At 72.6% G+C, this 11,723-nt stretch carries 9 protein-coding genes and 3 pseudogenes; 5 read left to right on the forward strand and 7 right to left on the reverse strand.

The genetic code is table 11. The features are described 5' to 3' along the window. The 5 genes and pseudogenes from JNW89_RS14600 to ftsY form a co-directional block, all read right to left on the reverse strand. Nucleotides 1-804 (reverse strand): annotated as a pseudogene (locus tag JNW89_RS14600) ([protein-PII] uridylyltransferase); the annotation flags it as partial. Nucleotides 805-812: 8 nt separating this feature from the next. Further along, nucleotides 813-1,151, reverse strand: a complete 339-nt coding sequence (locus tag JNW89_RS14605) for a P-II family nitrogen regulator (RefSeq protein ID WP_170285500.1) — start codon at nucleotides 1,149-1,151, stop codon at nucleotides 813-815. Between the two features lie 105 nt (nucleotides 1,152-1,256). Then, nucleotides 1,257-2,606 (reverse strand): ammonium transporter, encoded by a 1,350-nt coding sequence (locus JNW89_RS14610; RefSeq protein WP_255540819.1) that lies wholly within the window; start codon nucleotides 2,604-2,606, stop codon nucleotides 1,257-1,259. Nucleotides 2,607-2,804: 198 nt separating this feature from the next. Beyond that, nucleotides 2,805-3,716 (reverse strand): aminoglycoside phosphotransferase family protein, encoded by a 912-nt coding sequence (locus tag JNW89_RS14615; RefSeq protein ID WP_238449352.1) that lies wholly within the window; start codon nucleotides 3,714-3,716, stop codon nucleotides 2,805-2,807. Beyond that, nucleotides 3,676-4,856: pseudogene (ftsY, locus tag JNW89_RS14620) on the reverse strand (signal recognition particle-docking protein FtsY). Before ftsY ends, JNW89_RS14615 begins: the two are co-directional and overlap by 41 nt. Nucleotides 4,857-5,008: 152 nt before the next feature. Between ftsY and JNW89_RS14625 the strand changes: the two are divergent. The 5 genes from JNW89_RS14625 to JNW89_RS14645 all read left to right on the forward strand — a co-directional run bounded on the left by JNW89_RS14625 (nucleotide 5,009) and on the right by JNW89_RS14645 (nucleotide 9,998). Then, a complete protein-coding gene (locus JNW89_RS14625) occupies nucleotides 5,009-6,721 on the forward strand; it encodes an alkaline phosphatase D family protein (RefSeq protein ID WP_238449353.1) in 1,713 nt (570 codons plus the stop codon). A gap of 23 nt (nucleotides 6,722-6,744) precedes the next feature. Further along, complete coding sequence (locus JNW89_RS14630) at nucleotides 6,745-7,182, forward strand: MarR family winged helix-turn-helix transcriptional regulator (protein WP_238449354.1); 438 nt, start codon at nucleotides 6,745-6,747, stop codon at nucleotides 7,180-7,182. Between the two features lie 114 nt (nucleotides 7,183-7,296). After that, a complete protein-coding gene (locus JNW89_RS14635; RefSeq protein ID WP_238449355.1) occupies nucleotides 7,297-8,916 on the forward strand; it encodes an MDR family MFS transporter in 1,620 nt (539 codons plus the stop codon). A gap of 4 nt (nucleotides 8,917-8,920) precedes the next feature. Next, nucleotides 8,921-9,412, forward strand: coding sequence for a universal stress protein (locus tag JNW89_RS14640; protein ID WP_238449356.1), 492 nt, complete (start codon nucleotides 8,921-8,923; stop codon nucleotides 9,410-9,412). Between the two features lie 52 nt (nucleotides 9,413-9,464). Next, entirely contained in the window at nucleotides 9,465-9,998 is a 534-nt protein-coding gene (locus JNW89_RS14645) for a DinB family protein (RefSeq protein WP_238449357.1), read from the forward strand. An 85-nt stretch (nucleotides 9,999-10,083) separates the two neighbouring features. On the opposite strand, the gene JNW89_RS14650 is transcribed toward JNW89_RS14645, so the two are convergent. Then, nucleotides 10,084-10,704, reverse strand: a complete 621-nt coding sequence (locus JNW89_RS14650) for an HAD family hydrolase (RefSeq protein ID WP_238449358.1) — start codon at nucleotides 10,702-10,704, stop codon at nucleotides 10,084-10,086. After that, nucleotides 10,704-11,723 (reverse strand): annotated as a pseudogene (locus JNW89_RS14655) (AAA family ATPase); the annotation flags it as partial. The gene JNW89_RS14650 and the pseudogene JNW89_RS14655, both read right to left, overlap by 1 nt.

Here is an 11,723-nt window from a genome sequence, read left to right on the forward strand (position 1 = left end):
GGCGGCAGCCTGCTGCGCGTCGTCGGACCCGCCGGGCGGGGACTGGCGCAGGCCGAGCAGCCCGGCCACGCCGTCGCGTTCCTGCGCGACGAGCCGGTCGACCCGGCGGCCGACCTGCTGGTGCAGGGCGTCGCGGGTGTCCAGCAGGCGCAGGTGCGCGGCCCGGACGGCGGGGCGCAGCGCGTCCGTGATGCCGGCGGTGGCGATCGCCCGCAGCAGGCCCACGTCGCGCAGCCCGCCGGCGGCCTCCTTGAGGTCTCCCTCGAGCAGGAAGGCCAGCTCGCCGTGGGTACGCCAGCGACTCTCGGTGATCTCCCGCAGGGCGGGCAGCCGACGGACGGCGGTGCGCCGCCAGTGGTCGGCGGCGGTGCGGATGAGCGTGTCGGCGAGCGCCCGGTCGCCGGCGACGAAGCGCGCGTCGAGCAGCGCGAGGGCGACCTTGACGTCGTCCTGGGCCACCGAGAGCGCCTCGGCGAGGGTGCGCACCGAGTGGTCGAGCCGCACGCCGGCGTCCCAGATGGGGTACCACAGCGACGCGGCGAGCTCGTCGACGCCGGGCACCCCGGCGTGCAGCAGCACCAGGTCGAGGTCGCCGTGCGGCGCGCACTGCCGCCGCCCGAGCCCGCCGACCGCGACCAGCGCGATCCCGTCCCGCCCTGGCAGCAACGACCCGAGCCATCGGTCGAACCCCGCCGCCCGCTCCCGCCGCGCCGCCTCCCCGATGCCACCGACCTCGTTGATCAAGAGGTTTGCGTCACCGTTGTCGGCGTTGCCTGACGCATTCCTCTTGATCAACGAGGTCATGGTGGCTCCTAGAGGGCGTCGAGGCCGCGTTCGCCGGTGCGGACCCGGACGACCTCCTCGACCCCGGTGACCCAGACCTTGCCGTCGCCGATCTTGCCGGTTCGGGCGGCGGCGACGATCGCGTCCACGATCTTGTCGACGTCCATCTCGTCGGTGAGCACCTCGACCCGGATCTTGGGCAGGAACTCGACCGTGTACTCGGCACCCCGGTAGACCTCGGTGTGCCCCTTCTGCCGCCCGTACCCCTGGACCTCGCTGACGGTCAGGCCGGCCACGCCGAGGGCGTGCAGGGCCTCCTTCACCGCGTCCAGCTGGTACGGCTTGATGACCGCGGTCACCAGCTTCATGTCCAACCCCTCCATCCCAGGAACGTTAACCGGCGACCTTCTCGCTGACTGGCTCGGTGGCCGGTTCGCCGCCCTCGTCCGACGCCGGCTTCGCGGCGCCCGGGGTCAGCCCGCCAGCGCGAACGCCCCACCGCCGGCGCTGCCGGTGGTCGGCGACAGGTCGTACGCGCTCTCCGCGTGCTCGGCCACGTCGATGCCGGCGACCTCGTCCTCGGCGTCGGAGCGGAGCCCGATCAGCGCCTTGACGGCGAGCGCGATCACCACGGCCACCGCGAAGGAGTAGACCGACACGATGCCGCTGCCCAGCGCCTGACGGCCGAGCTGGGTCAGCCCGCCGCCGTAGAACAGGCCCTCGCTGCCGCCCAGGCCCTCGATGGCGGAGTTGACCTGGAGGGTGGCGAAGAGGCCGATGGAGAGCGAGCCGATCCAGCCGGCGACGAAGTGCACGCCGACCACGTCGAGCGAGTCGTCGAAGCCGATCTTGTACTTCAGGCCGACCGCCACCGCGCAGACCGCGCCGGCGACGAGGCCGAGCAGCACCGACGGCAGCGGGGCGATGAAGCCGCAGGCCGGGGTGATGGCGACCAGGCCGGCGACGGCGCCGGAGGAGGCGCCGACCAGGGTCGGCTTCCCGTTGCGCAGCCACTCGACGATGATCCAGCCGACCAGGCCGGCGGCCGTGGCGACCTGGGTGTTGACGAAGGCCACCGCGGTGGTGCCGTCGACGGTCAGCTCGGAGCCGGCGTTGAAGCCGAACCAGCCGAACCAGAGCAGGCCGGCACCGAGCGCGACCAGCGGGACGTTGTGCGGCTTGAAGCTCTCCCGGGGCCAGCCGAGGCGCTTGCCGAGCACCAGCACCAGGCCGAGCGCGGCGGCACCGGCGTTGATGTGGACCGCGGTGCCACCGGCGAAGTCCAGTGCCTTGATCTTGGCGCCGATGAAGCCGCCGCCCCACACCCAGTGCGCGACCGGGATGTAGACCAGCGTGAACCAGGCGAAGGCGAAGAGCAGCCACCCGGAGAACTTCAGCCGGTCGGAGACCGCGCCGCTGATCAGGGCCACCGTGATGACCGCGAACATCATCTGGAAGACCAGGAAGACGTACGTGGGGATGCCGGTCCCCGCGCCGAGGAAGAGCCACTCCTCGCCGATGAAGCTGGTCTCGGTGCCGAGGTACTGGGTGAAGCTGCCGATCACGTTGTTGACGCCCGCGTTGTCGTTGGTGCCGAACGCGAGGGTGAAGCCGTAGATGACCCAGAGAACGGAGATGAGCCCGATCGCGGAGAAGCTCATCATCATCATGTTGAGTACGCCCTTGGACCGGTTGAGCCCCCCGTAGAACAGGGCCAGCCCCGGCGTCATGAGCAGCACGAGCGCAGACGACAGGAGCAACCAGGCGGTGTTGCCGGTGTTGATCTCCACGCTGCCTCCTCTCGGTGTGGAAGTCCTCTCCATCCGACTGGAACCTGGCAGCATCGCCCGTCAGCCGGTTGGCGGGAAGCTTCGCCGCCGCCTGTTTCCTTCACCGACACCGCTCGATTTCCGACGCGTGACGGGTTGTTTCGGGCGTGTGAAGAACGTCGATCATGTTCGGCGGAAACGGCGAAAGTGGCCGTCGCGCGCGCAACGGCCACTTCCCCCGGGGCGACCGGGTCAGCGCAGGGCGTACTCCAGGGCGTGCCGCTCGTAGTCGAGCAGTCGCAGGTCGCGCATCGGGCGACGCAGGTGGCCCTTGTGCACGATCCGGACGAACGCCGGCTCGCCGGCGGCCGCCATCCGGCGGATGCCCTCGACGTGGTCGACGATCCGCTTGCGGATGGTCCGGATCAACCGGTGCCGGTCGCGCGGGATCAGCCCGTACGCGTCGGCGAAGAGCCGCAGCCGGCGCGGCCGGTCCGGGTGCTTCCAGCCGAGGGTGATCGAGTCCCGGTCGGAGAAGATCGGCACCCAGGTCCAGGCCGCGTACGCCACGTCGTAGATCCGCGCGCCGGGCGAGGCGAGGTCGAAGTCGATCAGCCCGAGGGTGCCGTCCGGCCGCCAGATGACGTTGTGCGGGGCGGCGTCGTGGTGGCAGATGACCTCGGTGTCCGGCGGGGGCGGGCCGAACGAGCGCCAGACCGCGCCGGGCGGCGGGGCGAAGCCGTACTGCGCGTCGTGGAACATCCGCAGCATGGTCGCCACCGTCACCAGCGCCTCGTCGGTGACCCAGTGCGGGGCCAGCGGGTACTCCCCGCACTCCCCCTCCAGGTACGACAGGACCTCCCGGTTGCGCTCGTCCATCCCGAGCGCGCGGGGCGCGCCGGTGAACCCGACGTACTCCAGGTGGCGCAGCAGGGCGTGCACGGAGGGCGTCCACGGGCCGGCGTTGCGCCGGACGGTGTCGCCGACCCGGACCACGGTGCTCACGTTCCCGCCGTGCAGCGGGATCTCCTGCGAGGTCACGTACGGTCTCCCCAGGGCCGGCGGCGCGTGGCGTGGGTCACGCCACCCGGCGAACGCGCGATCGTCAGTCGTCACTGCGAGATTACGCGTCCCGGGCGAGCGGCTCGGTGCCGAGCAGCGCATCGACGAACTGCGCCGGGTCGAACGGCGCCAGATCGTCCGCCCCTTCGCCCAGCCCGACCAGCTTGACCGGGATGCCGAGCTTGCGCTGCACGGCGATCACGATGCCCCCCTTGGCGGTGCCGTCGAGCTTGCTCAGCACCACCCCGGTCACGTTGACCACCTCGGTGAAGACCCGGGCCTGCTCCAGGCCGTTCTGGCCGGTGGTGGCGTCCAGGACGAGCAGTGTCTCGTCGATCGGGCCGTGCTTCTCCACCACCCGCTTGACCTTGCCCAGCTCGTCCATCAGACCGACCTTGTTCTGCAGGCGGCCGGCGGTGTCGATCAGGACGGTGTCGGTGCCGGCCTCGATGGCCTCGCGGACGGCGTCGAAGGCGACACTGGCCGGGTCGGCGCGCTCCGCGCCGCGCACGGTGATGGCGCCCACCCGGCTGCCCCAGGTCTCCAGCTGGTCGGCGGCGGCGGCCCGGAAGGTGTCGGCCGCGCCGAGGGTGACCGTCCGGCCGTCGGCGATCAACACCCGGGCGATCTTGCCGCAGGTGGTGGTCTTGCCCGCGCCGTTGACGCCGACCACCATCAGCACCGCCGGCCGGCCGTCCTTGGGCTCGGTCCGCAGGGCGCGGTCCAGGCTCGGGTCGAGGGCGTTGACCAGCTCGGCGGCGAGCAGCGCGCGCAGTTCGGTCCCCGAGCGGGTGCCGAGCACCCGGGTCCGCTCGCGGAGCCGATCGACAATCTCCCGGGTGGCGTCGATGCCGACGTCGGCGGTGATCAGGCTGTCCTCGATCTCCTCCCAGGTGTCCTCGTCGAGGTGGTCGCGGCTGAGCAGGCCGAGCAGGCTCTTGCCGAAGACGTTCTGCGAGCGGGACAGCCGGGAGCGCAGCCGGACCAGCCGGCCCGCGGTCGGCTCGGGCACCTCCAGCGGGGGCGCCACGACCACCGGCGGCTCCACCAGGATGCCGGTGGTGAGCTCGGCCTCGGGCGCTGGACGGGCGGACCCGCCAGGTCCTCCTCGGCCCGGGTGTCGACCTCGGTCTCCGGCAGCGGCGGCTCGGGGCGCCGGCGCAGCCGGGGCACCACCAGGCTGAGGCCGCCGAGGATCAGCACCACGAGCAGGGCGAGTGCGACGAGGAGGTATTCCGTCATGCCGAAATCCTGTCAGATGCCGGCGGCGGCGTCTCATCGACCGCACCCCGTGGCGTCGGCCGGCTCCGACGGTAGGCTCGGCCACAGCCAGCAGTGGTGCGACCGCCGGCGGGGTAGTAAAGATGAAGTCCGCTCACCTCGGAGGTCTCACCATGTCCGCCCCATGCCTGCTCATCGGCCCCCTGCTGCGGCGGGTGGTCGGCACGCGGGCCACCGTCTGGGTCGAGACCAGCGCGCCCGCCGTGGTCACCGTCCGCACGGCCGACGGGGCCGTCGGCTCCGCGCCGACCTTCTCCGCGTACGACCACCACTACGCGCTCGTGGTCGTCGAGGGGCTCACTCCGGACAGCGTCACCACCTACGAGGTGCTGGTCGACGGCGAGGTCGCCTGGCCGGTGCCGCGCGACGGCTTCCCGCCCAGCGTGATCCGTACCCGGGCCGCCGACGACCTCGACCAGCCGGTGCGGCTGCTCTTCGGCTCGTGCCGGGAGACCACCCAGCACGCCACCACCCGGCGGCTGCCCCCGGACGCGCTCGACGCGTACGCCCGGCGGTTGATGGCCGACCCGGACCGGGCCGGCCTGCCCGACCTGCTGGTGCTGCTCGGCGACCAGGTCTACGCCGACGTGACCTCGCCCACGGTGAAGCGGCTGCTCAAGCGGCGCCGCCGGCGTCCGAAGAACGCCCCCACCGACCAGGTGGTGAGCTTCGACGAGTACACCAAGCTCTACCTGGAGTCGTGGCGCGACCCGGAGATCCGCTGGCTGCTCTCCACCGTGCCGAGCGTCATGATCTTCGACGACCACGAGGTCATCGACGACTGGAACACCTCCGCCTCCTGGCGGGCGGACCTGCGCCGGCAGCCCTGGTGGGCCGAGCGGATCCGCAGCGGCCTCGCCTCCTACTGGGTCTACCAGCACCTGGGCAACCTCTCCCCGGACGAGATCGCCGACGACCCGCTCTACGCCAAGGTGGTCGCCGCCGAGGACGCCACCACCGTGCTGCGCGAGTTCGGCGAGCGGGTGGACGCCGAGGCCGACGAGGCGCACGACACCGAGCGCTGGCGGGCCGTGCAGTACCAGTGGAGCTACGCCCTCGACCTGGGGCGGACCCGCCTGGTCATGCTGGACAACCGGTGCAGCCGGGTGCTGCAGCCGGGCAACCGGGCCATGCTGCCGCCCGGCGAGTGGTCCTGGTTCCTGGACCGGGCGCACGGGGTCTACGACCACCTGGTGGTCGGCGCCTCGCTGCCCTGGCTGCTGCCCCCGGGGATCCACCATGTCGAGGCGTGGAACGAGCGGCTCGCCGACTCCCGCCGGCCGTGGCTGGCCGGGCTCTCCGAGCGGCTCCGCCGGGCCTGTGACCTGGAGCACTGGGCCGCGTTCAGCCGCTCCTTCGACGCGCTCGGCGCGCTCTTCGCCCGGCTCGGCAGCGGCGCTCCGGGCAGCCCGGGCGAGCGGGTCGGCGCCGGCCCGGCGTACGCGCCGCCGGCCTCGATCAGCGTGCTCTCCGGAGACGTGCACCACTCGTACGTGGCCCGGGCCCGGTTCGCCGACCCGGCGGTGCGTACCCCGGTGCACCAGTTGACCTGTTCCCCGATCCACAACCAGGTGCCGGCCGGGATGCGCCCGCTGATGAAGCTGGGCTGGTCGCCGGGGCCGGCCGCGGCCACCCGGGCGCTGGCCCGCTCCGCCGGGGTACGCCGGCCGAGCGTCCGCTGGCGGAAGCTGGCCGGACCGTACTTCGGCAACGCGGTGGCCACGCTGGCGCACACCGGCCGGCAGGCCGAGGTGCTGATCGAGGGCACCACCAGCGACGGCCACCTGCGCGAGGTCGCCCGGCAGCGGCTCACCCCGGCGGCCTGAGCCGGCCCCGTACGCTCTGTGCCGTGGAAGAGCATCTGCCGGAGACCCTGCGCGCGGTGGAGGACGAACTGACCGCGTTGCTGCGCCGGGGTCGCGCGCTGTCCTGGGAGATCGCCCGGGAGGTGCACCCGAACCTGGAGCCGAACGCGTACGGCCTGCTGCTCTGGCTCCGGCGCTCCGGGTCGATCCGGCTGACCGACCTGGCCGTCCGGCTCGGCATCGGCAAGGGCACGCTCAGCCGGCAGATCCACGGCCTGGAGGGGCTCGGCCTGGTGCGCCGGGACCCGGACCCGGACGATCGGCGGGCGGCGCTGATCAGCCTCACCGAGGAGGGCACCCGGCGTTTCGACGCGGCGCGGGCGGCCCGGCTGGGGCAGATCCGCCGGACGATGGAGAGCTGGCCGAGGCGGGACGTGGCGGAGTTCGCCCGGCTGCTGCACCGGTTCAACGAGACCTTCTGACCCGACCGTCGGGGCGGAATACCGTGCCGGTCCGCCAAGTTGTTGCTTTAGGCAACCAAGCCGTACGGTTGCCCGAGGCAACTCCTTCTCTCCACTCCCACGGAGGCAGTCACGATGACCCAGGCGCCAGCGCCCACCCGGGCGACCGCCGTCGACATGACCCACCGGCAGATCCTGGAGGCCCTCTCCGGCCTGCTGCTGGGCATGTTCGTCGCCATCCTCTCCTCGACGGTCGTCTCGAACGCGCTGCCGCGGATCATCACCGAGCTGAAGGGTGGTCAGTCCGCGTACACGTGGGTGGTCACCTCGACGCTGCTGGCGACCACCGCGACCACCCCGATCTGGGGCAAGCTCGCCGACCTGACCAGCAAGAAGCTCCTGGTCCAGCTCTCCCTGACCATCTTCGTGCTGGGCTCCGTGCTGGCCGGGCTCTCGCAGTCCACCGGGCAGCTGATCGCCTGCCGGGTGCTGCAGGGCGTGGGCGCCGGCGGTCTCACCGCGCTGGCGCAGGTGATCATGGCGACGATGATCTCGCCGCGCGAGCGGGGCCGCTACAGCGGCTACCTCGGCGCGGTGATGGCCGTCGGCACCATCGGCGGCCCGCTGATCGGCGGCGTGATCGTCGACACCTCGTGGCTCGGCTGGCGCTGGTGCTTCTACGTCGGCGTGCCGTTCGCCATCCTCGCCCTGGTCGTGCTCCAGAAGACGCTGCACCTGCCGGTGGTCAAGCGGGCGGCGAAGATCGACTGGTGGGGCGCCACCCTGATCACCGCCGCCGTCTCGGTGCTGCTGATCTGGGTCACCCTCGCCGGCGACCGGTACGCCTGGCTCTCCTGGCAGACCGCCGCCATGGTGGCCGGCGCGCTGCTGCTGGCGGTGCTCGCCGTCCGGGTCGAGAACCGGGCCAGCGAGCCGATGATCCCGCCGCACCTGTTCCGCAACCGCACCATCACCCTCGCCGTCATCGCCAGCATCGCGGTCGGCGTCGGCATGTTCGGCGCGTCGGTCTTCCTCGGCCAGTACTTCCAGATCAGCCGCGGCGAGAGCCCGACCATGTCCGGCCTGATGACCCTGCCGATGATCCTCGGCCTGCTGGTGTCCTCCACGGTCACCGGCCGGATCATCACCAACACCGGCCGCTGGAAGCGGTACCTGGTGGCCGGCTCGGCGCTGCTCACCCTCGGCTTCGCGCTGATGGGCACGCTGCGCTACGACACCCCGTACTGGCTGCTCGGCGGCTACATGGCTCTGATCGGCATCGGGCTCGGCATGACCATGCAGAACCTCGTACTGGCCGTGCAGAACACCGTCGGCGCGCACGAGCTCGGCGCCGCCAGCTCGACCGTCGCCTTCTTCCGCAGCCTCGGCGGCGCGATCGGCGTCTCGGCGCTCGGCGCGGTGCTCGGGCACCGGGTCAAGGACTACATCGCCGAGGGCCTGACCGGCCTGGGCATCCCGGCCTCCGGCTCCGGCAGCGGCGGCACCCTGCCCGACGTGCACACGCTGCCCGCCCCGATCCGGCTGGTCGTGGAGTCCGCGTACGGCCACGGCGCCGGGGACATCTTCCTGGTCGCCGCGCCGTTCGGACTGATCGCCCTGATCGCGGTCTGCTTCATCCGGGAGGTGCCGCTGCGCCGGCACACCGGTGACCCGCTCGCCGCCGAGGTCGAGCGGGAGTCGACCGTCGCCGCCGGCGGCGGGGCCGCCGTGGTACGGACCGGCATCAAGGAGTGACGTCGTGAGCGCACCGGTGGACCGCGAGGAGTACGGCCCGCAGACCCGTCCGCTGCCGTTCGAACGCGGCACGGACGGGCCCCGGGTGGTGCTGGTCGGGGTGGACGGGACCCGCACCGCCGAGCGGGCCGCCTGGTACGCCGCCGGCCTGGCCCGCCGGCAGGGCTCCGCCCTGGTCGTCGTCTTCGTCAGCTCACCGCCCGGCTTCACCACGCTGATCCCCGGCGTGGACGCCGGCGCGCTGCAGCGCACCCACGACGAGCTGATCGCCGAGCTGCGCCAGGAGTGCCGGCGGGGCGCACACGAGTTCGGCGTACCGGTCACCCTGCTCTGCCGGCGCGGAGACGCGTACACCGAGCTGTGCGCGGCGGCCGACGAGACCCGCGCGGACCTGGTCGTGGTCGGGGCGTCGGAGCAGGCGGGGCACCGCCTCGTCGGCTCCGTCGCCACCCGGCTGGTCCGCACCGGCCGCTGGCCCGTCGTCGTGGTGCCCTGACCCGCGCCGATAACCACTCGTCAGTGTCATACCCGACGGCGAGGATGTCGGGATGACCTGGAGAGCACCGGAGATCAACCGGACCAACGAACCGTACGTCGGCGACGAGCGCACCATGCTGGAGGGCTGGCTCGACTACCACCGGCAGACGCTGCTGCTCAAGTGCGCGGGGCTGACCGCCGAGCAGCTCAAGACGCCGAGCGTGGAGCCCTCCGGGCTGACGCTGCTCGGGCTGGTGCGGCACATGGCGGACGTGGAGCGCTGGTGGTTCCGGATCCGGGCCGCCGGGCAGGACATCCCCGGCATCTACGGCACCGACGAGGACCCGGACGCCGACTTCAACGCCGTGGCCGACGCCGACGCCGAGGCCGACTTCGCCACCTTCGCCGCCGAGGTCGAGGCCGCCCGCAAGACCGCGGCCGACCTCTCGCTCGACAAGACCTTCCCGCGCCCCCGCCGCGACGGCAGCGCCGACGGCGAGTTCAACGTCCGCTGGGTGTACGTCCACATGATCGAGGAGTACGCCCGGCACAACGGCCACGCCGACCTGATCCGCGAGCGCCTCGACGGGGTGACCGGCGACTGACCCTCTCCCACCGCCGGGCGTCGGTCAGCCGCCGCGCCCGGCCCACAGGAGCTGCTCCCCGAGCGGGGTGAGCGGGTGCAGCGCCTCAGTACGCCAGCGCCGCCCGCAGGTAGCGCAGGTCGGCCGGGCCGCCCCACCGGTGCGCCGACAGCCCGGCGGCGCGGGCGCCGCGGACCGCCCAGTCCTCGTCGTCGACGAAGAGCACCCGGGCCGGCGGGGTCTGCAGCGCCTCGCAGGCCGCCTGGAAGTACTCCTTGGCCGGCTTGTGCACGCCGATCACCGAGGAGTTGACCACCACGTCCAGCTCGCCGACCAGGCCGAGCGCGGCGAGGTCGGCGTCGAGCAGGTCGGTGGCGTTGGTGCCCAGCCCGACCCGGACGCCCGCCGCGCGGACCTCCCGGACGAACGCCAGCACCTCCGGGTCGACCTCGCCCCGGTAGCGCTGCCACTGCTCGACGGCGGCGCGGGCCCGTTCCGGGCTGCCCACCGAATCGGTCAGCGCGTCCGCCACGCTGCCCACCCACTCGGCGTGGCTGACCCGGCCGGTCAGCACCGGCTGGAGCCGCCCCCACTGCATGGCGATCTCGCCGAGCACCCCCTCGGAGAGGCCGTACTCCCGCTCGACACCGGCGGCCACCGCCGGGTCCCACCGGCGCAGTACGCCGTCGAAGTCCAGCAGGAGCGCCGTCGCGCGTTCCCGAGCCACTACCCGTTCTCCTCGCCGCGGCCAGGCCGCTCGTCCTCGTCGGCCCGGTTGAGCCGTTGGCTGATCACCTGGGTGACCCCGCTGCGCATGGTCACGCCGTAGAGCGCGTCGGCGATCTCCATCGTCCGCTTCTGGTGCGTGATGACGATCAGCTGGCTCTTCTCCCGCAACTGTGCCAGCAGCGTGATCAGTCTGCCGAGGTTCACGTCGTCCAGCGCCGCCTCCACCTCGTCCATGATGTAGAACGGGCTGGGCCGGGCGCGGAAGATCGCCACCAGCATGGCCACCGCGGTCAGCGACCGCTCGCCGCCGGAGAGCAGCGACAGGCGCTTGATCTTCTTGCCCGGCGGGCGGGCCTCCACCTCGACGCCGGTGGTGAGCAGGTTCTCCGGATCGGTGAGGATCAGCCGGCCCTCGCCGCCGGGGAAGAGCACGGTGAAGACCTGCTCGAACTCGCGGGCGGTGTCTTCGAAGGCGCTGGCGAATACCTCCAGGATCCGGTCGTCGACGTCCTTGACCACGGTGAGCAGGTCCCGCCGGGTGGCCTTCAGGTCCTCCAGCTGCTCGGAGAGGAACTTGAAGCGCTCCTCCAGCGCGGCGAACTCCTCCAGCGCGAGCGGGTTGACCTTGCCGAGCAGGGCCAGCTCCCGCTCCGCCTTGGCGGCCCGCTTCTCCTGCACCGGCCGCTCGTAGCGGACCGGCTCGGGCACCGGCAGGCCGTCGCGTTCGGCCGTCGCCACGTCCACCTGGGTGGGTGGGACGAGCTGGTCGGGGCCGTACTCGGCGACCAGGGTCTCCACGTCCAGGCCGAAGTCCTCGGCGGCCTTCGCCTCCAACTGCTCGATGCGCAGCCGCTGCTCGGCGCGGGCCACCTCGTCGCGGTGCACCTGGCTGGTCAGCCGGTCCAGCTCCGCGCCGAGGCGCTTGGCCGCGCCGCGTACCTCCTGGAGCTCGGCCTCGCGGGCGGCCCGTTCGCGCGCCACCGCGTCGCGGTGCTCCTCGGCCGCGGCGATCGAGGC

This window comes from Micromonospora sp. 4G55 (assembly GCF_016803375.1).

Coding starts and splice junctions, on each gene's coding strand:
- JNW89_RS14635 (WP_238449355.1), top strand. CDS start 7,297: ATGACCCAGGCGCCAGCGCCCACCCGGGCGACCGCCGTCGACATGACC.
- JNW89_RS14605 (WP_170285500.1), bottom strand. CDS start 1,151: ATGAAGCTGGTGACCGCGGTCATCAAGCCGTACCAGCTGGACGCGGTG.
- JNW89_RS14645 (WP_238449357.1), top strand. CDS start 9,465: ATGACCTGGAGAGCACCGGAGATCAACCGGACCAACGAACCGTACGTC.
- JNW89_RS14625 (WP_238449353.1), top strand. CDS start 5,009: ATGTCCGCCCCATGCCTGCTCATCGGCCCCCTGCTGCGGCGGGTGGTC.
- JNW89_RS14615 (WP_238449352.1), bottom strand. CDS start 3,716: ATGCGCTGCTCGGCACCGAGCCGCTCGCCCGGGACGCGTAATCTCGCA.
- JNW89_RS14610 (WP_255540819.1), bottom strand. CDS start 2,606: ATGGAGAGGACTTCCACACCGAGAGGAGGCAGCGTGGAGATCAACACC.